This is a genomic window from Agromyces soli (assembly GCF_022811605.1).
In the GTDB taxonomy this organism is placed as follows: domain Bacteria; phylum Actinomycetota; class Actinomycetes; order Actinomycetales; family Microbacteriaceae; genus Agromyces; species Agromyces soli.
This window is the reverse complement of sequence record NZ_CP094533.1, coordinates 3,703,714-3,728,874: the sequence shown is the minus strand read 5'-3', so window position 1 is coordinate 3,728,874 and position 25,161 is coordinate 3,703,714. Positions and strand designations below refer to the sequence as shown.

Genomic DNA, 25,161 nt, shown 5'->3' with positions numbered 1-25,161 from the left:
TCGCAGCGCGAGCTGCGACAGCAGGGGGTGGCCAGGCGGCCGCCCCCTGCTGCGTTCCCCGGGCGATCGGCCGGGAAGGAGGCGCGATGAGCGGACCGAAGCGTCCCCAGCGCCCCGGGCGGCCGCAGCCCCCGAAGCGCGCGACCCCCGCGGCCCCGGAGCCCGAGCCCACGACCACCCCGCCCGCTCCGGCAGGATCGACCGGCTCGCGCAGCACCCGGCGACGCACCGCCTCGGCGGCCGCCGAGGCGCCCGAGGCCGGAGCCGTGCGGCAGGGATGGCTCGGCGGCATCCGCTTCTCGGGGTTCTCGCTCATCATGATGGGCCTGCTCGTGCTCGCCGTCGTCGTGCTCGCGCCCACGGTCTCCTCCTTCGCCGCGCAGCGGCAGCAGATCGCCGAGCTGCGCGCCGAGGTCTCCCAGCAGGAGGCCGAGCTCACGAAGCTCCGCACCGAGCGCGAGCGCTGGAGCGACGAGACGTTCATCGTCACCCAGGCGCGCGAGCGGCTCTACTACGTGCTGCCCGGCGAGGTGAGCTACCTCGTCATCGACGACCGCAGCGACGCCGACAAGACCGAGGCCGAGCACGCCGTCTCCGCCGACGTGACCGAGGCGGAGCACGACTGGCTCTCGAGCCTCCTCGACTCCGTCATGACCGCCGGCCTCGCACCCGGCGCGACCGAGCCGAGCGCCCCACCCGCCGACCCAGCAGCGACCACGCCGCCCGCCGCGGCCACCTCCGGAGGTACCCGATGACCCGCCCGCCGTTCGAGCCCGTCGCCGAGCGCGACCTCCGCATCGTCTCGGCGCAGCTCGGCCGAGCGGCGCGCAACGTCGTCGGCATCGCCGCCCGCTGCGTGTGCGGTGCGCCGACGGTCGTCGCGACCGCCCCCCGCCTCGCCGACGGCACGCCGTTCCCCACGTTCTACTACCTGAGCCACCCCGCCGCGACGGCCGCGATGAGCTTCCTTGAGGCCGCGCAGCTCATGGTCGAGTGCAACGAGCTGCTGCACGCCGACGCCGAGGTGGCCGCCGGCTACGCCCGCGCCCACGAGGAGTACCTGGCCGACCGCGCGCAGTTCGGCGAGGTGCCCGAGATCGCGGGCGTCTCCGCCGGCGGCATGCCCACCCGGGTGAAGTGCCTGCACGCCGTCGCCGCGCACGCGCTGGCGGCCGGCCCGGGGGCCAACCCCATCGGCGACCTCGCGCTCGCCCGCTCGAGCTGGACGCCCGAGGTGTGCCAGTGCGCCGACTACGGCGTGGACGAGGCCAGCGGCGCGCCGCCCGCAGCGGAGCCCGCCCGATGACCGGCCGCCGGCGCGGCGGGCGCGCCTCGCGGATCGTGCGCGGGCTCGCCCTCGCCGCCGCGACCGCGGCGCTCGTCGGCGTCGGCGCGGCTCCCGCGCACGCGGACACGGTGCGCGACCTCGAGTACTGGCTGAGCGAGTACGGCTTCTCGACCGCCTGGAACACGACCAAGGGCAAGGGCGTCACGGTCGCGGTGATCGACACCGGCGTCGCCGGCACCGTGGTCGAGCTGAAGGGCGCGATCACGGGCGGCACGGACGTCTCGGGCCTCGGCTCGCCCGACGGGCAGACCCCGGTCGGCGAGAAGCCCGAGCACGGCACGATGGTCGCCTCGCTCCTCGCGGGTCGCGGCTCGACGCCCGGGAACGGCGTCATCGGCGTCGCGCCCGAGGCATCCATCCTCACCGCCTCCGTCGCCTTCGGCGAGGAGACCGGGGCGAGCGCCTCGAACGACGACCAGATCGCCGAGGCCGTGGTCTGGGCGGTCGACAACGGCGCCGACGTCATCAACATGTCGCTCACCCGCAACACCCGCGACTGGCCCGAGAGCTGGGACGCCGCGTTCATGCACGCCTTCGAGCACGACGTCGTGATCGTGGCGGCGGCGGGCAACCGCGGCAGCGGCACCACCGAGGTCGGCGCCCCCGCCACGATCCCGGGCGTGCTCACCGTGGCCGGCGTCGACCGGGAGGGCAACGCGAGCTTCGACGCGAGCTCGCAGGGCATCACGATCGCGGTCGCGGCCCCGAGCGAGGACCTCGTCGGGGTGCGCCCCGACGGCTCCTACGTGCAGTGGAGCGGCACGAGCGCCGCCGCGCCGATCGTCTCCGGCCTCGTGGCGCTCGTGCGCGCCGAATACCCTGATCTCGATGCGGCGAACGTCATCAACCGCGTCATCTCCACCGCCGACCCCAAGGGGCATCCCGTCGGCGGGCCGCTCTACGGCTACGGCCTCATCGACCCCGTCGCCGCCCTCACCGAGGACGTGCCGAAGGTCGACGCGAACCCGCTCGGCAGCCTCTCGGACTGGATCCGGTTGCACCGCCGGGCGAGCGGCGAGGCGCCCGCGACGGAGGCGCCCGACGAGCAGATCGTGCCGATCGCCGACCCGCCGCTGCCCGAGTCGGCGAGCACGCAGACGCTGCTCCCCACCTCGTGGACGCTCGCATATATCACGATCCCGCTCTCACTGGTCGCGGGATTTGGTACGCTAGCAGCGCTGTTGGGCATCGGCGCCACTCGGCATATCAGGCGGAGCACCCGCGGCGGCGGGGACTGACCGCCCATCCCCACAAATCAAGGAGTCCATTCACCGTGCCCAAGATTCTCATCGTCGGTGGCGGGTATGCAGGTTTCTACACCGCGTGGAAGCTCGAGAAGTGGCTGCGTCCCGGCGAAGCCGAGGTCACCGTGGTCGACCCGCTGCCCTACATGACGTACCAGCCCTTCCTGCCCGAGGTCGCGGCCGGCTCGATCGAGGCCCGCCACGCGGTCGTCGCGCAGCGCCGCCACCTCAAGAAGACGAACGTCGTCACCGCCAAGGTCACGAAGATCGACCACGCGGCCAAGACCGCGACGATCACGCCCGCCGAGGGCGAGCCGTGGCAGTTCGACTACGACATCGTCGTGGTCACCGGCGGCGCCGTCTCGCGCACCTTCCCGATCCCCGGCATCGCCGAGAACGCGATCGGCCTGAAGACCATCGAAGAGGCCGTCGCGATCCGCGACCGCCTGCTCTCGAACTTCGACAAGGCGTCCAACCTGCCCGCCGGTCCCGAGCGCGACCGACTGCTCACCGTCACGGTGGTCGGCGGCGGCTTCGCCGGCATCGAGGTGTTCGCCGAGCTGCGCTCCTTCGCGAGCGCCCTGCTCGAGTACTACCCGCAGCTCAGCTTCGAGGACACCCACTTCCACCTCATCGAGGCGATGGGCCGCATCATGCCCGAGGTGTCGCTCCCGACGAGCCACTGGGTGATCAAGCACCTCGACCAGCGCGGCGCGCAGATCCACCTCGACACGCAGCTCACGAGCGCCGTCGACGGCAAGATCGAGCTGTCGACGGGCGAGAGCTTCGAGTCCGACCTCATCGTCTGGACCGCCGGCGTCATGGCGAACCCGGCGATCGTCCGCACGAGCGACCTGCCCGTCGAGGAGCGCGGCCGCATCAAGACCCGCGCCGACCTCCGCGTCGGCGACGACGACGACATCGTGGCCGACGCCTGGGCGGCCGGCGACATCTCGGCCGTGCCCGACCTCACCGGCGGCGGCGTCGGCGGCTACTGCGTGCCGAACGCCCAGCACGCCGTCCGTCAGGGCAAGCTGCTCGCGAAGAACGTCGTCGCGGTGCTCCGCGGCGAGGAGCCGAAGAACTACGTGCACAAGAACCTCGGTGCCGTCGCGGGCCTCGGCCTCGGCTCGGGCGTGTTCCAGTCCGGCAAGCTCGCCATCAAGGGCCTGCTCGCCTGGTTCGCGCACCGCGGGTACCACGGCCTCGCGATGCCCAGCTGGGAGCGCAAGTTCCGCGTGTTCTGGGGCTGGTGGAACAACTTCTGGCTCGGTCGCGACATCGTGTCGCTGTCGGCCGTGCAGCGCCCGCGCGCCGCGTTCGAGGAGTTCGCCGCTCGTCCCAAGCCGGCCGCCGACGCCGCGCCGACGACGACCGCCGCCCCCGCGAAGGCGGAGCCCAAGGCAGCGCCCGCGAAGGCGGAGCCCAAGGCTGCGCCGGCGAAGGCCGCCGCGAAGAAGGCCCCGGCTGCGAAGAGCGAGGCCGGCGAGGCCGCGCCGAAGAAGGCTCCGGCGAAGCGCACGCCCGCGAAGAAGGCCGCTCCGGCCGAGCCGGCAGCCGAGGCCCCCGCCGCCGAGGCGAAGGCCGAGGAGGTCGTCGCCGCCAAGTAGGCGGTACAGCGCCTGACTACGCAGCGCCTGACTACGCAGCGCCTGACTACACTGTGACGCGGCGTCGCCCCCTGGGCGGCGCCGCGTTCGGCGTCTCGGGCGTGTGCGCCCCGGGAGGCCGTGCCCCCATAGCCCAACCGGCAGAGGCAGGCGGCTTAAACCCGCTCAAGTCTGGGTTCGAATCCCAGTGGGGGCACGCCGGGCGGCGGCAGGCGCCGCCGTGCTCGAGCCCGGCCGCAGTCTGGGCTCGAATTCCAGTGGGGGCACGCGTGCGTGAATATCAGCTCCAGCTATACTTGCCGCATGTCGGATCTCATTCGAGCGGCCCGCGACGAACTCGGCATCACCGGTGCCGAACTCGCGGCGCGCCTTGGAGTGACCGCGGGCGCCGTCTCCCAGATGGAGCGGTCCGAGCGATCGGGCAGCATCAGGCTTGACACCCTCTCCCGCGCCCTCGAAGCGATGCAGCTTCGACTGCGACTCTCCATGACCCCGGTCACCGCCTACGCCGACTACACGCCGGCGGCGGTCACCGACCGGGTCAACGAGGCGCTCGACCGACGCGAACCGAGTCTCGCCCTCCGGGTGATCTCCCATGCGGCCGATGTGATCGCGAGTGACGTCGACGCGCTCAGCGCGGTCGAACTCGCGGATCGTCCGTCCACCATCAAGGACGAACGATGGGAACAGCTGTTCCGCGCCGTCTACGGCCGCGCGATCTCCGAGTCCCGTCGCCCCGACTGGGCAGCCACGTCGAGGCTGCCCCGTCGCTGGTACGTGTCTCGATTCCCCTCGCTGCAGGAGAAGGCGAAGGCGACGACGCCGGACTACCTTCGAGCGCTCAACATCTACGTGGACGCGAACTCCTTGAGCACCCGATGAGCGCGTTCGGTGCACCCGAGGTCCGCGCCCTCCTCGACGAGCTCGCGGAACGGCTCGCGGCGGCCGGCATCTCCGGATCGATCAAGATCGCCGGCGGCGCGGCGATGCTGCTGAACTACCCCGACGACCCGGGGGTGCGGGTGACGCGCGACATCGACGCCATGATCGAGCCGAGCGGGGACCTCGAACGAATCGTCGCGGAGATGGCCGAGGATCTCGGGCTGCCCGCTCGGTGGCTCAATGCGGCGGGAAGCGGCTGGCTCCGGGTCTCAGGAACTCCCGTCGCATCGGGATCGCTCTCGGTGTCGGTCGCCTCGCCGAGGGAACTGATCGCGATGAAGCTCGCGGCGGGGCGTGACAAGGATGCCAGCGATCTGGTCCTGCTCGCCCGACACGAGGGCTTGACCGACCCGGCCGAACTCGTCGACATCGCCTACGAGGTGTACGGCGAGGACTCGGTCGAGCTGCCGGACGGGCGCCAGTCGTACCTGTGGTTCGCGACTGACGTGATGGCCGAAGTGCGGCGCCTGGCGCGACGCGAGCACTGACCGCCCTCAGTCGAGGTGGTCGAGCCGGCGCAGGATGAGGCCCTCGCGCAGCGCCCAGGGAGAGACGTCGAGCTCGTCGACGTCGAAGGCGCGCATGGCCTCCGAGAGCACGACGGCGCCGGCGACGATCTGGAACGTGCGGTCGGCCGTGATGCCGGGCAGCGCGGGGCGCGCGTCGGCGGGGATCCGGGCGAGCCGGGGGATCCAGTCGTCGAGGCCCTTGAGCTTCAGCATGGCGCGGCCCGACGATCCCACCCCGTCCTCGGTCCAGCCCGCGAGCCGGGCGAGCGAGCGGATCGTCTTCGAGGAGCCGACGACGTGGTCCGGGCCGACGTACGCGCGGAAGTCGCCGAGCGCGCCCTCGATGACGCGCCGCGCGTGCTCGCGCAGGCGGCCGACCTGCTCGACCGAGGGCGGGTCGTCGGGCAGGAAGGCGATCGTCGAACGCCCGGCGCCGAGCGGGAGCGAGCGGGCCACGTCGGGCACCTCGTCGCCGCCGAGCGCGATCTCCAGCGAGCCGCCGCCGATGTCGAAGAGCAGGATGCGGTCGGCCGACCAGCCGTACCAGCGGCGCACCGCCAGGAAGGTGAGCCGGGCCTCGTCCTCGCCGGAGAGTACGTCGAGCCGGATGCCGGTCTCGCGCTCGACCAGGTCGAGCAGATGCTCGCCGTTGGCGGCCTCGCGGATCGCCGAGGTGGCGAAGGCGAGCAGCTCGTCGATGCCGGCTTCGCGCGCCGCCCTGGCCGCCTCGCCGACGGCCGAGAGCACGGCCCGGACGCCCTCCGGGCTGATCGCGCCGTCGGGCTCGAGGTAGCGCATGAGGCGCAGCACCGACTTGTTCGAGGCCGTGGGGATGGGGCGGGCGCCGGGGTGGGCGTCGACCACGAGGAGGTGGACGGTGTTGGAACCGACATCGAGAACACCGAGGCGCATGAAGCGAGCGTAGCGATCCCGGGCCGGATGCTGCATACTGAGGCGACTGGGTCAACTGTCCCAGTTCGTCGCGACGCGGTCGTCGCGACGACTCGACGGCGAGGAGGACGCGATGGCGCGGATGTCTGCCGCCGACCGCCGCTCGGCGCTCATCGAGGCCGCGCTGCGAGTCGTGTCCCGCGAGGGCCTCGCGCAGGCGACGACGCGCGCGATCGTGGGCGAGGCCGGCATGAGCCTCGCGAGCTTCCACTACGCCTTCGAGTCGCGGGACGAGCTCGTCGACGAGCTCATCGGCACCGTCGTGGCCCGCGAGCGGAAGGCCGTCGCCCCCGAGGAACTCATCGCCGCGGCCGGCGAGGGCGCGAGCCTCGCCGAGCTCGTCGAGGCCGGCCTGCTGCGCTACTTCGAGCACCTCCGCGCCGACCCGGAGCACGAGCAGGCCATGCTCGAGCTCACCCAGTACGCGCTCCGTTCGCCGGAGCGGCATCCCCTCGCCGTCGCGCAGTACGAGCGCTACGCCGAGCTCGTCGTCGAGGCCCTCGAGGCCGCGGCCGAGCTCACCGGCGCACGCTGGCGGCTGCCCGTCGAGCACGTCGCCCGGGTGCTCGTCGCCTTCACCGACGGCCTCACCATCACCTGGCTGGTCGACCGCGACGACGCGGCCGCCGCCCGCGTCGTCGCCGCCGCGGCCGACGCCCTCTCGAGAATGGCGGACCCCCGATGACCCGAATCGACCCCGGCGCGTCCGACCCCGGCGCCGGGCCCGGCTCCGCGCCCGGCCCGCACGGCATCGGCGTGGGCACGGCGAGCGGCGCGGTCGGCGCCTTCGCCGAACCGATCCGCCGCGTCTCGGCGGGGTGGATCGCGGCCTTCGCGACCGTCTGGTTCGGCGTGTGGATGGCGCAGCTGACCCCCGTGCAGCTGCTGCTCCCCGCCCAGATCGACGCCGAGCTGCACCCGGAGAACTGGGTCGACTCGGTCGTCGCCTTCGGCATCATCTCCGGCATCGCGGCCGTCGCGACGATCATCGCCTACCCGCTCACGGGCGCCATGAGCGACCGCACGACGAGCCGCTTCGGCCGACGGCGGCCGTGGATCGCGATCGGCGCGCTCGTCTTCGCGCTCTCGCTCGTGCTGCTCGGCTTCCAGACGGAGATCTGGGCGATCGGTGCGGCGTGGGTCGCGGCATCCGTCGGCTTCTGCATCATGACCGCCGCGCTCACCGCGACGATCTCCGACCAGGTGCCGGTCGGCCAGCGCGGCTTCGTGTCCGGCTGGATGTCCGCCCCGCAGGCCGTCGGCATCATCGCGGGCCTGCTGCTCGTCACCGAGCTCGTCGCGGGCCAGGTGGCCGGGTACGCGGTGCTCGCCCTCCTGCTCGTGCTGCTCGCCGTGCCGTTCCTGCTGCGCCGGGATCAGCCCCTGCTCGCCGCCGACCGCGCGCGGGTGACCGCGCGGGGCATCCTCTCCTCCCTGTGGATCAGCCCCCGCCGCTACCCCGACTTCGGCTGGACGCTGCTCAGCCGCGTGCTCGTCTCGGTCGGCAACGCGCTCGGCACGAGCCTGCTGCTGTACTTCCTGATGTTCGGTCTGAAGGACGAGAACGCCGAGGACGACCTCATCGTGCTCACGCTCATCTACATGGTGTTCGTGGTGCTCGCCTCGCTCGGCCTCGGCCGGTGGTCGGACCGCACCGGCAAGCGCCGGGTGTTCGTCTTCGTCGCCTCCGGGCTGCAGGCGCTCGCCGCGCTGCTGCTCGCCCTCGTGCCCGACCTCACCGTCGCGATGATCGCCGCGGGCCTGCTCGGCGCCGGCTACGGCTGCTTCCTCTCGGTCGACCAGGCGCTCGCGACGCAGGTGCTGCCGGATGCGGCGAGCCGCGGCAAGGACCTCGGCATCATGAACATCGCCTCCGCCGTGCCGCAGGCGATCGCGCCGCTCATCGGCGCGGCCGCGGTCGTGCTCACCGGCTCCTTCCTGCTCGTGTTCGTGCTGTCCGCCGCCTTCGCCGCGGCGGGCGCGTTCGCGGTCGCCAGAGTGCGGAGCGTCGCATGAGCGCCGCGAAGCGGCCGGCCGCGACACCCGGCACGACGACGAAGCAGACCGCGACGACGAAGCAGACCGCGACGACGAAGCAGACCACGATGACGAAGCAGACCGCGACGACGAAGCAGACCACGATGACGAAGCAGACCGCGACGACGAAGGAGGCCACCGGCGTGACGGCCATCGATCTCCGGCTCACGGGCCGGCCGACGGCGGATGCCGCGGTCTGGCGCGACCCGGCCGAGTACTGGACCCGGATGACCGCGGCCACCGCCCACCTCGACGCGCCCGTCGGCGCGCTTCACCTGGGCGCGCTGCGGCACAACGCCGCCGACATGGTGCGCCGGGCGCAGGGCACGCCCATCCGGGTCGCCTCGAAGTCGATCCGCGTGCGCGGCGTCATCGAGGCGCTGCTCCGGATGCCCGGGTACCGGGGCGTGCTCGCCTACACGCTCGCCGAGGCGATCCGGCTCGCCGACACCGTCGACGACGTGGTCGTCGGCTACCCGACGGCCGAGCGCGGCAGCATCCGGCGCCTCGCCACCGACCCCGAGCTCGCCGCGAAGATCACCCTCATGGTCGACTCGCCCGCCCAGCTCGACCTCGTCGACGTGGTGCTGCCCCCGGGCGAGCGCGAGACCATTCGCGTGTGCCTCGAGCTCGACGCCTCCTGGCAGGCGCCCGTGCTCGGCCACCTCGGCGTCCGCCGCTCGCCGATCCACGAGCCCGACGACGCCGGCGCCTTCGCGGCCTACCTCGCCGCCCGGCCGGGTTTCGCGCTCGTCGGCGTCATGTCGTACGAGGCGCAGATCGCCGGCGTGCAGACCGCGCCTCCCGGCAAGCCCGTCGACGGGGCCGTGAACCGGTGGATGCAGTCGCGCTCCATGCCCGAGCTGCTGGAACGCCGCGCCCGGGCGATCGCGCGCATCCGCGAGCACGCCGAGCTCGAGTTCGTGAACGGCGGCGGCACCGGCTCGCTCGAGGCGACGAGCGCCGACCCGTCGATCACCGAGATCGCCGCCGGCTCCGGCATCCTCGCCGGCCACCTCTTCGACGGCTACACGCAGTTCGCGCCGGCACCCGCGGCCGCCTTCGCGCTCGACGTCGTGCGCCGGCCGAGCGCCGAGCACGCGACGATCCTCGGCGGCGGCTGGATCGCCTCCGGCCCGCCCGGGCCCGACCGCCTGCCGCGCATCGTCTGGCCGGAGGGGCTCGAGCTCCTGCCGCGCGAGATGGCCGGAGAAGTGCAGTCGCCCGTGACCGGCCGCGCCGCGAGGCGGCTCCGGGTGGGCGAGCGGGTCTGGCTCCGGCACACGAAGTCCGGCGAGCTCGCGGAGCACCTGAACGCCTTCGCGGTCGTCGACGGCGACGCGGTCGTCGGCGAGCTGCCGACGTACCGCGGCGAAGGCTGGGCGTTCCTGTGACGGGGACGACGACGGACGGCGCGCGCGAGCGCGGCGCGGTGACGAGAGGACGGGATGCCGTGGCGGCGACGGGCGCGATCTGGCGCAACTGGGGGCGCACCGAACAGGCGCGTCCGGTGCGGGTCGAGCGACCCGCGAGCGCGGAGGCGGTGCAGCGCGCGGTGACCGCGGCGGCCGCCGCGGGACTCGCGATCAAGCCCGTCGGCGCCGGCCACAGCTTCACCGGCATCGCCGTGGCCCCGGGCGTGCAGCTCGACCTCGACGCGATCGAGGGCGTCATCGACGTGGACGTCGAGCGCGGCCGGGTGACGCTCGGCGCGGGCACCCGACTGCACCGACTGCCCGCCCTGCTCGCGCCGTACGGGCTCGCACTGCCGAACATGGGCGACATCGACCGGCAGTCGATCGCCGGCGCCACCTCGACCGGCACGCACGGCACCGGCCTCGGCTTCGGCGGGCTCGCCACCCAGATCGTCGGTGCGAAGCTCGTCACCGGCACGGGGGAGCTGCTCACCGTCGACGAGGCATCCCGCCCGGAGCTGCTGCCGGCCGTGCGCCTCGGCCTCGGCGCCCTCGGCGTGCTCGTCGAGCTCACGCTCCAGCTCGTGCCGCGGTACGTGCTGCACGCCGACGAGCATCCGGAGCCGCTCGCCGAGGTGCTGGACGGCTGGGACGAGCGCGTGCGCGACGCCGACCACTTCGAGTTCTACTGGTTCCCGCACACCGAGATCGCGATGACGAAGACGAACACCCGGCTGCCGGGCGATGCGCCCCGCAAGCCGCTCGGCCGGATGGCGCGCTACCTCGACGACGAGCTGCTCGCGAACGGCGTCTACCGCGGCGTCTGCGCGCTCGGCACCGCGGTGCCGCCCGTTGTGCCGTTCTTCGCCCGCCAGGTGGAGCGGCTGCAGGGCAGCCGCGACTTCGCCGACTTCTCGCCGAAGGTGTTCGTCACGAACCGCACCGTGCGCTTCCGCGAGATGGAGTACGCCGTGCCGCTCGCCGCCGTGCCCGAGGCGCTGCGGGAGGTGCAGCGGCTCATCGAGCGGCGCGGCTGGCGGATCAGCTTCCCGGTGGAGGTGCGCGCGGCCGCGGCCGACGAGAACTGGCTGTCGACGGCGCACGGCCGGGAGACGGGGTACCTCGCGGTGCACCGCTACTTCCGCGAGGACCCGACGGAGTACTTCCGCGCGGTCGAGGAGATCATGCTCGCCCACGAGGGGCGGCCGCACTGGGGCAAGATGCACACGCTCGACGCCGCCGCGCTGCGCGAGCGCTACCCGCGCTTCGACGACTTCCTCGCCGTGCGCGAGCAGCTCGACCCCGAGCGGCGCTTCCGCAACGACTATCTCGACCGGGTGCTCGGCGCGTAGCCGGGCCGCGCGGCTCGCCGGACGCTCGTCGGCTACGGCGTGCGTCGGCGGAGGGTGACGGAGCCGACGACGATGGAGCCGACGATCCAGGCGCCGATGACGAGCAGCTTGCCGACGACCCACGCCGTGGACTCCGAATCGGCGGCGACGGCCTGCAGGGCGTCGATCGCGTAGCTGAGCGGCAGCCACTCGCTGATCGCTTCGAGGACGGCGGGCAGCTGGTCGCGGGGGATGAAGATGCCGCCGAGCAGGATCTGCGGAAACACGAGCACGGGCATGAACTGCACCACCTGGAACTCGGTGCGCGCGAAGGCGCTCGCGAGGAGCCCGAGCGCCGTGCCGAGCAGCGCGTCGGCGACCGCCACGGCGAACAGCAGCCAGATCGAGCCCGAGATCTCGAGCCCGCACACCCACACGGCGAACGAGACCGCGACGGCCGTCTGCACGACGGCGAGCAGCCCGAAGGCGAGCGCGTAGCCCAGGATGAAGTCGCCCTTGCCGAGCGGCATCGACAGCAGCCGCTCGAGCGTGCCGCTGCGCCGTTCACGGAGGGTCGCGATGCTCGTGACGAGGAACATCACGATGAACGGGAACAGCGCGATCATCGCGGGCCCGATGCCGCTGAAGACATCGGTGTCGGTGAAGATCCAGGCGACGAGGCCGATCAGCAGGCTCGGCACCACGACGAGCAGGCCGATGGTGCGCGGGTCGTGCCGGATCTGCGCGAGCACCCGGCCCGCGGTCGCGAAGGTGCGGGTGAGGGTCATCGCGACTCCTCCGGCGCGCGCTCGGCGGGAGCGGGGGATGCCGCGTGGCGACCGTGCCCGCCCGCGTCGGCGGCCTCGGCGGGGGAGCGGAGGTCGGGCTCGCCGCGTTCGATCAGCCGGAGGAAGGCCGCCTCGACGTCGTCGGTGCCGGTGACCTCGAGCACCCCGTCGACGGTGTCGTCGGCGAGGAGTTCGCCGTCGCGCATGAGCAGCAGGCGGTCGCAGCGCTTCGCCTCGTCCATGACGTGGCTCGAGACGAGCAGCGTGACCCCGTCGTCGGCGAGCGCACGGAACAGCGCCCACAGCTCGACGCGCAGGACCGGATCGAGGCCGACCGTCGGCTCGTCGAGCACGAGCAGTTCCGGGGAGCCGAGCAGCGCGGCGGCGAGGGAGACCCGGCCGCGCTGACCGCCGGAGAGCGTGCCGACGAGCCGCTCGGCGACCGGCCCGAGCTCCGTACGGCCGATCACGCGTTCGACGTCGGACGCGGGGGCGCCGAGCACCCGGCGGAAGTAGCGCAGGTTCTGCCGCACGGTGAGGTCGTCGTACACGCTCGGCTGCTGGGTGACGTAGGCGACGCGGGTGCGGAGCGCCGTGCTGCCGGCCGGCAGCCCGAGCACCTCGATCTCGCCCGAGCGGATGACCTGCACGCCGACGATCGCGCGCATCAGCGTCGTCTTGCCGCTGCCGCTCGGGCCGAGGAGCCCGACGATGCGGCCGCGCGGCACGGCGAGCGAGAGCCCGTCGAGCACCTCGTTCCGCCCGCGGCGGACGTGCAGCCCGCGGACCACGACGGCGGCGCCGCCCGAGGCATCCGCGTTATTCATCATGCGGGGAATTCTTCGCCGCGGGCCCTCCGCTGTCAAGCCCCGCGCCGCTCTGAAACCCCGCGCCGCCGTCGAGGTGGAACTGCACGACGGGCGCGAGCCGGCGCACGATCTCGCCGGGATCGAGGCTCGCGAGCGGCTCGGCGACGAGCACGTAGCGCACCATGATGAGCCCGACGAGCTGCGAGACCGCGAACTCGGCGCGCAGTTGCGCCTCGCCGTCGTCCACGCCTGCCTCGACGAGCCGGGTCGCGATGCGGTGCATGAGCTCGCGGCGGAGGAACTCCCGGAGCATCCGCGAGACGGGGCCGTGACCGACCGCGCCGCGGAGCGCCGCGAGGGCCGCCGGACGCACGGCCGGCGAGTCCCAGGCGCGCAGGACCCCGGCGACGAGCCCCGCACCGACCGCGTCGAGCGGCCCGTCGAGGGCGCCCTGGACGATGCGGTCCGGGCGGAGCGGCACCTCGACCACGGCGGCGACGAGCGCCTGCTTGTCGTCGAAGTAGTGCCGGATCAGCGCCGGGTCGACCTCCGCGCGCCGCGCGATCGACCGGATCGACGCCGCCTCGTAGCCGCGCTCGGCGAACTCCTGCGTCGCGGCGGCGATGATGCGGCCGCGCGCCGCGCCGACCTGCGCGGCCCGCGGGCGGCCGCGGCGGCGACCGGTGACCCGGGTGCCCTCCTGCTCCACGAGCGAGAGCCTACGCCCCGGCTGCGCGTGCGCGACACGTCGGGCGCGAGCCGAGAGTGAGAAGCCTTCGAGTCTCATGGGAAACCCGGTCGCCGCCCGGGCGCGCGGATAAGATGAGACGGCACCCCGATTCCCGCAGGCTAGGAGCTGATCAGCCATGGAATGGCTCATTCCCGTCATCATCGTCGTCGCGCTGGTCCTCATCATCGGCATCTACCTGTGGGCCACGTACAACTCCCTCGTCACGCTCAACGTGCGCGTCGACGAGGCGTGGAGCGACATCACGGTGCAGCTGAAGCGCCGCGCCGACCTGATCCCGAACCTCATCGAGGCCGTCAAGGGCTACGCCGCGCACGAGAAGTCCGTGTTCGAGTCGGTCACCCAGGCCCGCGCCGAGACCCTGCAGGCGCAGGGCCCGGTCGAGGCCGGAGCCGCCGAGAACCACATGCAGCAGGCGCTGAAGTCGATCTTCGCGGTCGCCGAGGCGTACCCGCAGCTGCAGGCGAGCCAGAACTTCCTCCAGCTGCAGTCCGAGCTCGTCGACACGGAAGACAAGATCCAGGCCTCGCGCCGCTTCTACAACGGCGGGGTGCGCGAGCTGAACACGAAGATCAAGGTCTTCCCGAACACCCTCTTCGTGCGGGGCCTCGGCTTCCACGAGCGCGAGTTCTTCGAGGTCGCGGAGCCGGCGGCGATCGCCGAGCCGCCGCGCGTGCAGTTCTGACGCGACTGGAGCGCTGACGCCACCCGATGTATCGCGCAATCGCCAAGAACAAACGCAACACCGTCTTCACGATCCTGCTCTTCCTGCTGATCATCGGCGGGCTCGGCTGGCTCGCGGCCGCGATCTACGGCAACCTGACGATCGTCATCATCACGCTGGTGGTGGCGATCGGCTACGCCCTCATCCAGTACTTCACGGCCGACCGGCAGGCGCTCGCCATGTCCGGCGCCATCGAGATCACCTCGAAGGCCGAGCACCCGAGGCTCTGGCGGGTCGTCGAGAACCTGTCGATCACGACCGGCACGCCGATGCCGCGCGTCTACGTCGTCTCCGACCCGGCGCCGAACGCGTTCGCGACCGGTCGCGACCCGCAGCACGCCTCCGTCGCCGCGACCACGGGCCTGCTCGAGCTGATGGACGACGCGGAGCTCGAGGGCGTCATGGCGCACGAGCTCGGGCACGTGCGCAACTACGACATCCGGCTCTCGATGATCGTGTTCGGCCTCGTCGTCGCCGTCGGGTTCATCTCCGACATGCTCGTGCGCATGGCGTTCTTCGGCGGCCGGGGCAACAACAACGGCAACCCCATCGTCATGATCTTCGGCATCGTCGCGATGCTGGTCGCGCCGCTCGTCGCGACGCTCGTGCAGCTCGCGGTCTCCCGCCAGCGCGAGTACCTCGCCGACGCGACCGGCGCGATGACCACGCGGCACCCCGATGCGCTCGCGCGGGCGCTGCTCAAGCTCGAGGCGTACGGCCGGCCCATGCAGCGGCAGAACACCTCGATGGCGCACCTGTGGATCGCCGACCCGCTGAAGCCCGGCATCGTCGACCGCCTCTTCGCCACGCACCCGCCGATCCCCGAGCGCGTGAAGCGCCTCGAGGAGATGGGCGGCAGCTTCTAGGCTGCGCGGGACGCGAGGTGCGCCCGGCGCCGGCTCATTGCTCGGCGTGCGCCCGGTGCCGGCTCATTGCTCGGCGTGCGCCCGGTGCCGGCTCATTGCTCGGCGTGCGCCCGGTGCCGGCTCATTGCTCGGCGTGCGCCTCGAGGAACGCGTAGACCTCGACGTCGTCGACGCCGGGGAACGTGCCGGAGGGCAGCGGCGAGAGCACGTGCGCGTGCAGCCGGGCGCTCGGCCAAGCCCGTCCCGACCAGCGCTCCGCGAGGCCGTCGGGCGCGCGACGGCAGCAGTTCTCGTCGGGGCAGCTCGACGTCGCCCGCAGCGTCGTCTCGCGGCCGCGGAACCACTTCGCCTGGTTGAACGGCACGCCGACCGTGATCGAGAACTCCGCGGCATCCGTGCGCCCCGTCTGGGTCGCGCACCAGAAGGTGCCGGCCGGGGTGTCGGTGTACTGGTAGTTCTCCGTCGTGCGGTTGGTGTGCTCGAAGGCGGTGCGGGCGCTCCACTTCTTGCACACCCACTGGCCCTCGATCGAGCCCGTCACATCGGTCGGCAGCGGCAGGCCGTCGTTCTCGTAGCCCTTCAGGAGCGCCCCGTCGCCCGCCACTCGGAGGAAGTGCAGCGTCATGTCGAGGTGCGAGGTCGCGAGGTTCGTGAAGCGCAGCGCCGCCGCCTCGTGGGTGACGCCGAAGGCGTCGCGGAAGTCTTCGATCGCGAGCCGCCGCTCCTTCTTCGCCTCCTGCAGGAAGGCGACGGATGCCTCCTGCGGCATCAGGCACGCGGCCGCGAAGTAGTTGATCTCGAGGCGCTGCCAGAGGAACTCGTCGTAGCTCGCCGGCGGCGTGTGGCCGAGCAGCCGGTGCGCCATCGCCTGCAGCGCCATCGAGCGCAGACCGTGACCGCCCGGGATCGAGGCCGGCGGCAGGTAGATGCGGCCGTTCTCGAGGTCGGTGATGGAGCGCGTCGAGTCGGGCAGGTCGTCGACGTAGATCAGCTTGAAGCCGAGCCGCTCGGCCATGACGCTCACCTCGCGGTGGGTGAGGGCGCCCGAACGGTGTCCGGAGGCGCGCACCTGCTCCTCGGCGAGCCGCTCGATGTCGGGGAGGAAGTTGGCGCGCTCGCGCATCCGCTCCCGCATCTCGGTGTTCGCCCGCCTGGCCTCCTCGGGCGTGGCGATCGCCTCGCTCGCGCGGCGCTGCAGCTCGCGGTGCAGCCCGACGATCGACTCGAGCGTCTCGTCGCTGATGCCGCGGCTCGCGCGGATCGGCGGCAGACCGAGGCTCGCGTACAGCGGGCTCGCCTGCGCGCGGCCGAGTTCGAGCTCGAGAGCCGCGCGCCGGCTCGGCGCCTCGCGGGAGAGCAGCTCGGCGAGCTCGACGCCGAGGGCGGCGGAGAGGGCGTCGAGGGTCGACAGCTTCGGCTCGCGCTTGCCGTTCTCGATGAGCGAGAGCTGACTGCCGGCGAGATCGACGAGCTCGCCGAGCTGGTCGAGCGTGAGCCCGCGTTCGCCGCGGAAGTGGCGGATGCGGTGCCCGAGCGTCGCGAGGTCTGCTGTACCGGCCTTCATGGCTTAAGGATATCGAAAGATCGGCGATTCTTTCCATCTATTTCGTCCAGATGACTGGGCGGTCTTCCCGCATTCTTGAAGGACAGACCCATTCCGGTCCCGCCGAGCGGCACCGCGCGGCACTCAGCAGGAAGGCGCGACGACGATGACCCTCTCCGAGTTCTCCATCGGAACGGACTCCGACGCCCGCGAGACCCCCCGCGGCACCACCGACCCGGCCCTGCGCGCCTGGGTCGACGAGATCGCCGCCCTCACCAAGCCCGACGAGATCGTCTGGTGCGACGGCTCCAAGCAGGAGGCCGACCTCCTCACGAAGCAGCTCGTCGCCGAGGGCAAGCTGATCAAGCTCAACCCCGAGTGGCGCCCCAACAGCTACCTCGCCCGCACCGACGCCTCCGACGTCGCCCGGGTCGAGGACCGCACCTTCATCTGCTCGACCTACGAGGAAGACGCCGGCCCCACGAACAACTGGCGCGACCCGCGCGAGATGCGCGAAGAGCTCGTCGACGTCTTCGACGGCTCGATGAAGGGCCGCACGATGTACGTCGTGCCCTTCTCGATGGGCCCGCTCGGCGGCCCCATCTCGCAGCTCGGCGTCGAGATCACCGACTCGCCGTACGTCGTGCTCTCGATGGGCATCATGACCCGCATGGGCGAGCAGGTCTACCGCCTCATCGAGGCGGGCGAGCCGTGGGTGCGCACCGTGCACTCGGTCGGCTACCCGCTGGTCGACGGCGTCGGCCAGCGCCGCGACGAGATCGAGTGGCCCTCGAACCCGACCAAGTACATCGTGCAGTTCCCGGACTCGCGCGAGATCTGGTCGTTCGGCTCGGGCTACGGCGGCAACGCCCTGCTCGCGAAGAAGTGCTTCGCGCTGCGCATCGCCTCGGTGATGGCGCGGGACGAGGGCTGGCTCGCCGAGCACATGCTGCTCATCAAGGTCACCTCGCCCGCCGGCAAGGTCTACCACATCGCCGCGGCGTTCCCCTCGGCGTGCGGCAAGACGAACCTCGCCATGCTCCGCCCGACCATCCCGGGCTGGACCGTCGAGACGATCGGCGACGACATCGCCTGGATGCGCCCCGGCGACGACGGCCGCCTCTACGCGATCAACCCCGAGGCCGGCTTCTTCGGCGTCGCGCCGGGCACCGGCGAGACGACGAACCCGACCGCGGTGCAGACCCTCTGGGGCAACACGATCTTCACGAACGTGGCGCTCCGCCCCGACGGCGACGTCTGGTGGGAGGGGCTCACCGACGAGGTGCCCGACGAGCTCACCGACTGGCAGGGTCAGCCGTGGACCCCGGCCTCCGGCCGTCCCGCCGCGCACCCGAACTCGCGCTTCACGGTCGCTGCCGCGCAGTGCCCGCAGATCTCGGACGACTGGGACGCCCACGACGGCGTGCCGATCGACGCCATCCTGTTCGGCGGCCGCCGGGCGACCAACGTGCCGCTCGTCGCGCAGGCCCGCTCGTGGAAGCACGGCGTGTTCATGGGCGCCACGATCTCGAGCGAGAAGACCGCCGCGGCCGAGGGTACCGTCGGCGAACTGCGCCGCGACCCCTTCGCGATGCTGCCGTTCTGCGGCTACAACATGGCCGACTACTGGGGCCACTGGGTGAAGATGGGCCGCGTGCTGGGCGACCGCGCGCCGCAGATCTTCCAGGTCAACTGGTTCCGCAAGGGCGCCGACGGCTCCTTCCTCTGGCCCGGGTTCGGCGAGAACTCGCGCGTCATCGAGTGGATCGTCGGTCGCCTCGAGGGCGAGGCGGGCGCCGCCGAGACCCCGATCGGCCTGCTGCCCGCCGAGGGCGCGCTGAACCTCGAGGGCCTCGAGATCACGGGCGACGAGCTCGAGCAGCTCTTCCACGTCGACCCCGCCTCGTGGCTCGCCGAGTGCGAGCTCACCGAGGAGTACTTCGCCCAGTTCGGCGACCGGGTGCCCGCCGCCCTCCGCGCCGAGCTGTCGAGCCTCCGCTACCACCTCGAGCACGGGCAGGTGCCCGTGACCGACTGAACGAGGTCCCGTCGATCGTGCGCCCCGGCCACCGGGGCGCACGATCGAGCGGAGGAGGATCGCGCCGGGGTCCCAGGTCTGGCGCGATCCTCGTCCGCTCGATCGACTCGATGACGGGAAACGGCGCGGGATGCGTCATCATGGGATGCGCAGACCGATGGATGCTGCGGGCGCTGTGGGCACGGGAAGGCGCACCGCCCGCGGCATCCATGGGTCTACGGACCCGCCGCGGGCGTTGTGGGCACGGGAAGGCGCACCGCCCGCGGCAAACACCTTCTCTCGAGTTGCCCAACTTTCATGAAAGTTGGGCAACTCGAGGAGTTGAGCTCTGGCCTCCCGAGGCTCCGAACCTCCGACTTGCCCGACTTTCATGAAAGTTGGGCAACCCTCCGCAGGTGCGAGCGGGGACGCCGCGGCATCCACAGAATCGTCGTGGCCGGAGTGGCGGGCGTCCCCGACCCCGCAAGGTGTGGGCATGACGTCGCATGCAGAGCTCCCGGTAGAGATCGATCCCGGAGTCGGGTTCAGCGTGCGCGCTGCCCGAGGCGCCGGGGTCGGGCGGGGCCGACTCCAGAACGCGTCGCTTGCGGCTCCGGTCTACGGCATGCGGATCGACGCCGCGACGCAGGTCACGCGCATCGATCGGTGTCGGCTGCTGCTCGGAAGGCTCGAGCCGCCCGTCTACCTCAGCCACCGTACCGCCGCGGAGATCTGGCGGCTTCAGCTGCCGGTGGCCCTCGACGATCCGATCCATCTCAGCGTGCTCGCGCCGCGTCGGGCCCCTCACGCGGCCGGGATCCGCGGCCACCAGCTCCGGCTGCGGCCCGGTGACGTCGCCACGGTCGACGGGCTCCCGGTGACGACCCCGGTGCGCACCTGGCTCGACCTCGGGGCGGACGGAGCATCCGTCGAAGAGCTCGTCATCGCGGGCGATCGGATCGTGCACCGGCGGTCACCGCTCGCGGGCCTCGGCGATCTCGTACGCAGGACGAACGGATGGCGCGGACGCGGCGGCGCTCGTCTGCGTGCCGCACTGCCGTTGCTCGATCCGGGGAGCGATTCCTCTCCGGAAACCCGGGTGCGGCTGGCGATGGCGGCGCGGGGGTTCCCCCAACCGGTGACGCAGCACCGCGTGTTGGATGGCGCGGGCGGATTCGTCGCGGTGTCCGATCTCGCCTTTCCCGCGTTCCTGGTGGCCTGCGAGTACGAGGGAGACCATCATCGGAGCGATCCCCGGCAATGGAGCAGCGACCTCGCCCGGTTCAACCGCTACACCGCCGCGGGCTGGGCGGCGTTCCGGCTCAGCGCGACCGACCTCGCTGCGCTGGGCGAGGCACTCGATCTCGTCGAGCACGCGCTTCGCGCCCGCGGCTGGCACGGCCCGAGGTAACCGGCCGCACGGACTTGCCCGACTTTCATGAAAGTCGGGCAAGTCCGTGGAACGGTTCACGAGTTGCCCGACTTTCATGAAAGTCGGGCAACTCGGGTATGCCGGCAGCGGTCAGACGAGCAGCTGGTGCTCGGCGAGCTCGCGGTAGAGCGGCACGGTGGCGACGAGCTCGGCGTGGGTGCCCTCGCCGATGATGCGGCCGCCGTCGAGCACGACGATGCGGTCCGAGTCGACGACGGTCGAGAGCCGGTGCGCGATGACGATGAGCGTGCGGCCGGCCGCGACCTCGTCGATCGCCTCGCGCATCATCCGCTCGTTCACCCCGTCGAGCGAGGACGTGGACTCGTCGAGCAGCAGGATCGGCGGCGCCGCGAGCAGCGCCCGGGCGATCGCGAGCCGCTGCCGTTCGCCGCCGGAGAGCATGATGCCGTCCTCGCCGACCTGCGCGCCGAGGCCCGCGGGGTCGCGCGCGAGGACGCCGCCGAGGTTCACGGACTGCAGCACGTGCTCGCACTCCTCGTCGCTCGCCGTCGGGTTGCCGAGCAGCAGGTTGTCGCGGATCGTGCCGGCCAGCACCGGGGCATCCTGCTCGACGTAGCCGATCTGCGCGCGCAGCTCGCCGCGGTCGATGGAGCGCAGGTCGAGCCCGCCCATCCGCACCTGGCCGACCGAGGGGTCGTAGAAGCGCTCCACGAGCGAGAGGATCGTCGACTTGCCGGCCCCCGATGGGCCGACGAGGGCGACGCGCTGGCCGCGCGGCACCGCGAAGGAGACGCCGCGGAGCACGGGCTGCCGCTCGGTCACGGAGGGCTCGGGGGCGTGCGCGTCGGCCGAGTCGTTGCCCGGGTCGGCGGGATCCTGCGGCGAGGTCTGCGCGTAGGCGAAGTGCACGTCGTCGAACTCGATCGCCGGGGCATCCGGGCGGACGCCCTCGTTCGCGGGGCCGACGACGACGGCGAGCGGGGCGAGCTCGCGGTCGTGCGCGTCCTCGTCGGGCAGATCGAGGATCTCCTGGATGCGGCCGAGCGCGCCGAGCGCCTGGTTCACGGAGGTGATCGCGCCGAAGGCCTGACCGAGCGGCAGGATCATCATGAACAGGAAGAGGATGAACGCGACGAGGTTCGCGACGGTGATCGCGCCCGACGCCACGCGGAAGCCGCCGACCCCCAGCACGACGAGGAACGACACCTGCATCGCGATTCCGGCGATCGGCACGATGAGCGCGGAGATCTTCGCGACCTTCACGCCCATCCGCCAGGCGCCCTCGGCCTCGGCCTGCACGTCGGCGAGCTCGCGCTCCGTCGCGCCGGCCGCACGGATGGTGCGCACCGAGCTGATCGCGCGCTCGACCGAGGCGGCGACGTCGCCGACCTTCGCCTGCGCGGCGTGCGAGGCCTCGCGGACGCGGGCCGAGAGCAGCGTGACGGTGGTGATCGCGACCGCGATGACGAGCACGGTGAGCCCGAGCAGCACCGGGTCGATGATGAGCATCGCGATGAGCGCGCCGACGAAGGTCACCGCGCCGCCGACGGCCTCGACGAGGCCCTGGGTGAGCACCGCCCGCAGCATCGTCGTGTCGCTGCCGACGCGCGAGACGAGGTCGCCCGTGCGGCGGGTGTCGAACTCCGCGATCGGCAGGCGCAGCAGCTTCGCGACGAGCTGCTTGCGGCTCGAGAGCACGACGCCCTCGCCCGTGCGCTGCAGCAGGTAGTGCTGGTAGCCGGTGATGATGCCGCTGACCACGACGAGCGCGACGAGCGCCCACACGATCCAGCCGAGCGGGTCGCCCGCCTCGACGACCGTGATGACCTGGCTGACGAGGAGCGGCTGCGCGAGGCTCGCGAGCGCGCCGACGATCGAGAGGATCGCGACCCAGACGAGCACGGGGCGGTGCTCGAACACGAAGGGCAGGAGCTGCCGGAAGGTGGCGCGCGGGCCGGGAGGAGTCTCGCGGCGGCCGAAACGGGAACGGGCGGGAGAGGTCGGGGTGCTCATCGGTCTAGCAGCCTACGCGGTCGTCCTCGGAGAACGCCCGGGCGTGGTCCCGGAGCGAGCGCGGTACGGCACGATGGAGGGATGACCCGTCCTGCGCTCGTCGCGATCTCGCACGGCACCTCCTCGCCCGACGGCAGCGCCGCCGTCCGCGGCCTCGTCAAGGCCGTCGGCGCGCGGCTCATGCGGGGCGGCGGCATGCTGCCTGGTCCGGCCGGGCACGCGGCGGCGGGCGCGGCCGCCCTGCGCCTCGGCCACGTCGACGTCGAACAGCCCGACGTGCCGGCCACGCTCGCGAGCCTGCCCGCCGGGATGCCCGCGGTCGTCGTGCCGCTGCTGCTCTCGGCGGGGTACCACGTGCACGTCGACCTCACCGAGGCCGTTGCCGCCGAGCGGACGCGGACGGTCGTACTCGCCGGGGCCCTCGGGCCCGACGACCGGCTCGCGCGGGTGCTCGTGCGGCGCCTGCTGGAGGCGGAGTGGCGGCCGGGCGACGCCGTCGTGCTCGCCGCCGCCGGTTCGAGCGATGCCCGTGCCGTGACCGACTGCGCCGCCATGGGGGAGCGGCTCGCCCGCGAGCTCGGCGCGCCCGTCACGGTCGGCTACCTCTCCGCCGCCGAGCCGACGCTCGAGGCGGCCGTCCGGCGGGCGGATGCCGAGGGCGGCGCCTCGCGCCGCGTCGTCGTCGCGAGCTACCTGCTCGCGCCCGGCTACTTCCAGGATCTCGCCGTCGACACCGCCCGCGCGGCGGGGGCGGCGGCCGTCACCGAGCCGCTGCTGCGCGCGGGCGTGCTGCCCCCGGACGAGCTGGCCGAGCTCGTCGTCGACCGCTTCAGCGCGGCCGCCGCCCGCCTGTCGACCATGTGACGCACAACGGCGCGCCGAGACATTCGGCGCCGCCGCCCGCCTGTCAACCATGTGACGCAAAACGGCGCGCCGAGACATCCCGTTTCCTCGCGTGACGACCGCGTCGTCACGAACGTGCCGCCCGAATCCCGCTGGCCTAGCGTCGCAGCCACGGCGACCACCGCCGTCCCTCCGACGGGGGTGAGTAGCAGGGAGCGGGCATGACGCTGGGTGAGACGGAGACGAGGCCGGCCGAGCAGGCCGCGCCGGCCCGGCGCGCCGCCGGGGTGCGCCCGGCGCGCGGCACGACCAAGCCCAACGGGCAGTGGAAGGTCGACGGCCGCGCCCCGCTCAACGCCAACGAGGAGTGGAAGCAGCAGGACGGCGGGCTCGCCGTGCGCGAGCGCATCGAGCAGACGTACGCGGCGGGCGGGTTCGCCAGCATCGACCCGACCGACCTGCACGGCCGCTTCCGCTGGTGGGGGCTCTACACGCAGCGCAAGCCCGGCATCGACGGCGGCAAGACCGCGACCCTCGAACCGCACGAGCTCGAGGACGAGTACTTCATGCTGCGGGTGCGCATCGACGGCGGGCAGCTGACCACCGAGCAGTTGCGCACCATCGGCGGCATCTCCACCGAGTTCGCGCGTGACACGGCCGACCTCACCGATCGTCAGAACGTGCAGCTGCACTGGGTGCGGGTCGAGGACGTGCCCGAGATCTGGCGCCGCCTCGAAGCCGTCGGCCTCTCGACGACCGAGGCGTGCGGCGACGTGCCCCGCGTGATCCTCGGCTCGCCCGTCGCGGGCATCGCCGCCGACGAGCTCATCGACCCCACGCCGCAGATCGAGGAGATCCAGCGGCGCTACCTCGGCGACCCCGAGTTCGCGAATCTGCCGCGCAAGTTCAAGAGCGCCATCACGGGGCATCCGAGCCAGGACGTCGTGCACGAGATCAACGACGTCGCCTTCGTCGCGGTCGAGCACCCCGAGCTCGGCGTCGGCTACGACCTCTGGGTCGGCGGCGGCCTCTCCACGGCCGCGCACCTCGCCGTGCGCACCGGCACCTTCGTCACCCCGGACCGGGTCGCGGAGGTGTGGGAGGGCGTCGTCTCGATCTTCCGCGACTACGGCTACCGGCGGCTGCGCAACCGTGCCCGCCTCAAGTACCTCGTCGCCGACTGGGGTGCCGAGCGCTTCCGCGAGGTGCTCGAGACCGAGTACCTCGGCACGCCGCTGCCAGACGGCCCGGCCGCGCCGAAGCCGATCGCCCAGGGCGACCACGTCGGCGTGCACCGGCAGCGCGACGGCCGCTTCTACCTCGGCGCGACGCCGCTCGTCGGCCGGCTCTCCGGTTCGACGCTCACCGCGATCGCCGAGCTGCTCGAGAGCGTCGGCTCGGGGCGTCTGCGCACCACCCCGCACCAGAAGCTCGTGCTGCTCGACATCGAGGAGCGCGACGTCGAGCGGGTCGTCGCCGGGCTCGACGGGCTCGGGCTGCAGGTGCGGCCGAGCCTCATCCGGCGGGGCACGATCGCCTGCACCGGCATCGAGTACTGCAAGCTCGCGATCGTCGAGACGAAGGAGACCGCCTCGCGCGCGGTCGTCCGGCTCGAGGAACGGCTCGCGGGACTCGAGCTGCCGCACCCGATCAGCCTGCACGTGAACGGCTGCCCGAACTCCTGCGCGCGCATCCAGACCGCCGACATCGGCCTCAAGGGCCAGCTGCTGCCCGACGGCGACGGCGGGCAGACGCCCGGCTTCCAGGTGCACCTCGGCGGCGGGCTCGCCTCCGCGCATCGCGAGGAGGCCGGCACCGGGCGCACCGTCCGCGGGCTCAAGGTCACCGCCGACGGACTCGCCGACTACGTCGAGCGCATCGTGCGCCGCTACCTCGCCGAGCGCGACGAGGCCGCGTCGGAGACCTTCGCCGAGTGGGCGCACCGGGCCGACGAGGAGGCGCTGCGATGAGCGCGGCAGGCGGGACGGCGCTGGCGCCCAGGCGGGCGCGGACGCGGGACACAGACCCGG

Annotated in this window: 21 protein-coding genes, 1 tRNA gene and 1 pseudogene; 17 read left to right on the top strand and 6 right to left on the bottom strand. The window is 72.6% G+C overall.

Translation table 11 applies throughout. The features are described 5' to 3' along the window. The first annotated feature begins 86 nt into the window (after positions 1-86). The 7 genes from MTP13_RS17805 (at position 87) to MTP13_RS17775 (ending at position 5,632) form a co-directional block, all read left to right on the top strand. Positions 87-755, top strand: a complete 669-nt coding sequence (locus MTP13_RS17805; RefSeq protein ID WP_243568973.1) for an FtsB family cell division protein — start codon at positions 87-89, stop codon at positions 753-755. Further along, positions 752-1,306, top strand: a complete 555-nt coding sequence (locus MTP13_RS17800) for a DUF501 domain-containing protein (protein ID WP_243568972.1) — start codon at positions 752-754, stop codon at positions 1,304-1,306. The genes MTP13_RS17805 and MTP13_RS17800 overlap by 4 nt, the downstream gene beginning before the upstream one ends. Continuing rightward, positions 1,303-2,586: a S8 family serine peptidase gene (locus MTP13_RS17795; RefSeq protein WP_243568971.1), complete on the top strand. Its 1,284-nt coding sequence runs from the start codon at positions 1,303-1,305 to the stop codon at positions 2,584-2,586. The genes MTP13_RS17800 and MTP13_RS17795 overlap by 4 nt, the downstream gene beginning before the upstream one ends. Before the next feature lie 35 nt (positions 2,587-2,621). Then, complete coding sequence (locus MTP13_RS17790) at positions 2,622-4,202, top strand: NAD(P)/FAD-dependent oxidoreductase (protein ID WP_243568970.1); 1,581 nt, start codon at positions 2,622-2,624, stop codon at positions 4,200-4,202. Positions 4,203-4,324: 122 nt separating this feature from the next. After that, positions 4,325-4,398: transfer RNA gene (locus MTP13_RS17785), tRNA-Leu, on the top strand. 77 nt (positions 4,399-4,475) lie between these two features. Further along, positions 4,476-5,084 carry a helix-turn-helix domain-containing protein gene (locus MTP13_RS17780; protein ID WP_243568969.1) on the top strand — a complete coding sequence of 203 codons (609 nt, stop codon included), beginning with the start codon at positions 4,476-4,478 and terminating at the stop codon, positions 5,082-5,084. Then, complete coding sequence (locus MTP13_RS17775) at positions 5,081-5,632, top strand: DUF6036 family nucleotidyltransferase (RefSeq protein WP_243568968.1); 552 nt, start codon at positions 5,081-5,083, stop codon at positions 5,630-5,632. The genes MTP13_RS17780 and MTP13_RS17775 overlap by 4 nt, the downstream gene beginning before the upstream one ends. A 6-nt stretch (positions 5,633-5,638) precedes the next feature. Here MTP13_RS17775 and MTP13_RS17770 read toward each other — a convergent pair whose 3' ends face one another. After that, positions 5,639-6,565 (bottom strand): Ppx/GppA phosphatase family protein, encoded by a 927-nt coding sequence (locus tag MTP13_RS17770; protein WP_243568967.1) that lies wholly within the window; start codon positions 6,563-6,565, stop codon positions 5,639-5,641. Positions 6,566-6,677: 112 nt separating this feature from the next. Between MTP13_RS17770 and MTP13_RS17765 the strand changes: the two genes are divergently transcribed. From MTP13_RS17765 to MTP13_RS17750, 4 genes are all read left to right on the top strand, one after another. Beyond that, positions 6,678-7,289: a TetR/AcrR family transcriptional regulator gene (locus MTP13_RS17765; protein ID WP_243568966.1), complete on the top strand. Its 612-nt coding sequence runs from the start codon at positions 6,678-6,680 to the stop codon at positions 7,287-7,289. Then, a complete protein-coding gene (locus MTP13_RS17760; RefSeq protein ID WP_243568965.1) occupies positions 7,286-8,620 on the top strand; it encodes an MFS transporter in 1,335 nt (444 codons plus the stop codon). Before MTP13_RS17765 ends, MTP13_RS17760 begins: the two co-directional genes overlap by 4 nt. Positions 8,621-8,868: 248 nt before the next feature. Continuing rightward, the gene (locus MTP13_RS17755) at positions 8,869-10,035 is read left to right on the top strand and encodes an alanine racemase (RefSeq protein WP_243570884.1); all 1,167 of its coding nucleotides are present in this window, start codon (positions 8,869-8,871) and stop codon (positions 10,033-10,035) included. A gap of 59 nt (positions 10,036-10,094) precedes the next feature. Then, positions 10,095-11,408: a D-arabinono-1,4-lactone oxidase gene (locus tag MTP13_RS17750; RefSeq protein ID WP_243570883.1), complete on the top strand. Its 1,314-nt coding sequence runs from the start codon at positions 10,095-10,097 to the stop codon at positions 11,406-11,408. Between the two features lie 32 nt (positions 11,409-11,440). On the opposite strand, the gene MTP13_RS17745 is transcribed toward MTP13_RS17750, so the two are convergent. The 3 genes and pseudogenes from MTP13_RS17745 to MTP13_RS17735 all read right to left on the bottom strand — a co-directional run bounded on the left by MTP13_RS17745 (position 11,441) and on the right by MTP13_RS17735 (position 13,693). Beyond that, positions 11,441-12,175, bottom strand: coding sequence for an ABC transporter permease (locus MTP13_RS17745; RefSeq protein ID WP_243568964.1), 735 nt, complete (start codon positions 12,173-12,175; stop codon positions 11,441-11,443). A 323-nt stretch (positions 12,176-12,498) separates the two neighbouring features. After that, positions 12,499-13,002, bottom strand: a pseudogene (locus tag MTP13_RS18315) (ABC transporter ATP-binding protein); the annotation flags it as partial. Next, a complete protein-coding gene (locus tag MTP13_RS17735; protein ID WP_243568962.1) occupies positions 12,995-13,693 on the bottom strand; it encodes a TetR/AcrR family transcriptional regulator in 699 nt (232 codons plus the stop codon). The gene MTP13_RS17735 and the pseudogene MTP13_RS18315, both read right to left, overlap by 8 nt. A 157-nt stretch (positions 13,694-13,850) precedes the next feature. Here MTP13_RS17735 and MTP13_RS17730 point away from each other — a divergent pair, with 157 nt between their 5' ends. Beyond that, the gene (locus MTP13_RS17730) at positions 13,851-14,417 is read left to right on the top strand and encodes a LemA family protein (protein ID WP_189086555.1); all 567 of its coding nucleotides are present in this window, start codon (positions 13,851-13,853) and stop codon (positions 14,415-14,417) included. A 26-nt stretch (positions 14,418-14,443) separates the two neighbouring features. Next, a complete protein-coding gene (locus MTP13_RS17725) occupies positions 14,444-15,322 on the top strand; it encodes a M48 family metalloprotease (protein ID WP_243568961.1) in 879 nt (292 codons plus the stop codon). 121 nt (positions 15,323-15,443) lie between these two features. Here the strand turns inward: MTP13_RS17725 and MTP13_RS17720 are convergent, their stop codons facing one another. After that, positions 15,444-16,886, bottom strand: coding sequence for a helix-turn-helix domain-containing protein (locus tag MTP13_RS17720; protein WP_243568960.1), 1,443 nt, complete (start codon positions 16,884-16,886; stop codon positions 15,444-15,446). 145 nt (positions 16,887-17,031) lie between these two features. On the opposite strand from MTP13_RS17720, the gene MTP13_RS17715 reads away from it, so the two are divergent. Both MTP13_RS17715 and MTP13_RS17710 read left to right on the top strand, forming a co-directional pair. Continuing rightward, the gene (locus MTP13_RS17715) at positions 17,032-18,903 is read left to right on the top strand and encodes a phosphoenolpyruvate carboxykinase (GTP) (protein WP_243568959.1); all 1,872 of its coding nucleotides are present in this window, start codon (positions 17,032-17,034) and stop codon (positions 18,901-18,903) included. Positions 18,904-19,372: 469 nt separating this feature from the next. After that, positions 19,373-20,293, top strand: a complete 921-nt coding sequence (locus MTP13_RS17710; protein WP_243568958.1) for a hypothetical protein — start codon at positions 19,373-19,375, stop codon at positions 20,291-20,293. A gap of 111 nt (positions 20,294-20,404) precedes the next feature. Here the strand turns inward: MTP13_RS17710 and MTP13_RS17705 are convergent, their stop codons facing one another. Continuing rightward, a complete protein-coding gene (locus MTP13_RS17705) occupies positions 20,405-22,288 on the bottom strand; it encodes an ABC transporter ATP-binding protein (protein ID WP_243568957.1) in 1,884 nt (627 codons plus the stop codon). A gap of 81 nt (positions 22,289-22,369) precedes the next feature. On the opposite strand from MTP13_RS17705, the gene MTP13_RS17700 reads away from it, so the two are divergent. Both MTP13_RS17700 and MTP13_RS17695 read left to right on the top strand, forming a co-directional pair. Next, positions 22,370-23,152, top strand: a complete 783-nt coding sequence (locus MTP13_RS17700) for a sirohydrochlorin chelatase (protein ID WP_243568956.1) — start codon at positions 22,370-22,372, stop codon at positions 23,150-23,152. Between the two features lie 200 nt (positions 23,153-23,352). Further along, positions 23,353-25,101: a nitrite/sulfite reductase gene (locus MTP13_RS17695; RefSeq protein ID WP_243568955.1), complete on the top strand. Its 1,749-nt coding sequence runs from the start codon at positions 23,353-23,355 to the stop codon at positions 25,099-25,101. Positions 25,102-25,161: the final 60 nt, after the last annotated feature.

What these genes read in the sequence shown, in the direction of transcription:
- MTP13_RS17805 (WP_243568973.1), top strand. Translation starts at nt 87, where the DNA reads ATGAGCGGACCGAAGCGTCCCCAGCGCCCCGGGCGGCCGCAGCCCCCG.
- MTP13_RS17800 (WP_243568972.1), top strand. Translation starts at nt 752, where the DNA reads ATGACCCGCCCGCCGTTCGAGCCCGTCGCCGAGCGCGACCTCCGCATC.
- MTP13_RS17795 (WP_243568971.1), top strand. Translation starts at nt 1,303, where the DNA reads ATGACCGGCCGCCGGCGCGGCGGGCGCGCCTCGCGGATCGTGCGCGGG.
- MTP13_RS17775 (WP_243568968.1), top strand. Translation starts at nt 5,081, where the DNA reads ATGAGCGCGTTCGGTGCACCCGAGGTCCGCGCCCTCCTCGACGAGCTC.
- MTP13_RS17770 (WP_243568967.1), bottom strand. Translation starts at nt 6,565, where the DNA reads ATGCGCCTCGGTGTTCTCGATGTCGGTTCCAACACCGTCCACCTCCTC.
- MTP13_RS17765 (WP_243568966.1), top strand. Translation starts at nt 6,678, where the DNA reads ATGGCGCGGATGTCTGCCGCCGACCGCCGCTCGGCGCTCATCGAGGCC.
- MTP13_RS17760 (WP_243568965.1), top strand. Translation starts at nt 7,286, where the DNA reads ATGACCCGAATCGACCCCGGCGCGTCCGACCCCGGCGCCGGGCCCGGC.
- MTP13_RS17755 (WP_243570884.1), top strand. Translation starts at nt 8,869, where the DNA reads ATGACCGCGGCCACCGCCCACCTCGACGCGCCCGTCGGCGCGCTTCAC.
- MTP13_RS17745 (WP_243568964.1), bottom strand. Translation starts at nt 12,175, where the DNA reads ATGACCCTCACCCGCACCTTCGCGACCGCGGGCCGGGTGCTCGCGCAG.
- MTP13_RS17730 (WP_189086555.1), top strand. Translation starts at nt 13,851, where the DNA reads ATGGAATGGCTCATTCCCGTCATCATCGTCGTCGCGCTGGTCCTCATC.
- MTP13_RS17725 (WP_243568961.1), top strand. Translation starts at nt 14,444, where the DNA reads ATGTATCGCGCAATCGCCAAGAACAAACGCAACACCGTCTTCACGATC.
- MTP13_RS17720 (WP_243568960.1), bottom strand. Translation starts at nt 16,886, where the DNA reads ATGAAGGCCGGTACAGCAGACCTCGCGACGCTCGGGCACCGCATCCGC.
- MTP13_RS17715 (WP_243568959.1), top strand. Translation starts at nt 17,032, where the DNA reads ATGACCCTCTCCGAGTTCTCCATCGGAACGGACTCCGACGCCCGCGAG.
- MTP13_RS17705 (WP_243568957.1), bottom strand. Translation starts at nt 22,288, where the DNA reads ATGAGCACCCCGACCTCTCCCGCCCGTTCCCGTTTCGGCCGCCGCGAG.
- MTP13_RS17700 (WP_243568956.1), top strand. Translation starts at nt 22,370, where the DNA reads ATGACCCGTCCTGCGCTCGTCGCGATCTCGCACGGCACCTCCTCGCCC.
- MTP13_RS17695 (WP_243568955.1), top strand. Translation starts at nt 23,353, where the DNA reads ATGACGCTGGGTGAGACGGAGACGAGGCCGGCCGAGCAGGCCGCGCCG.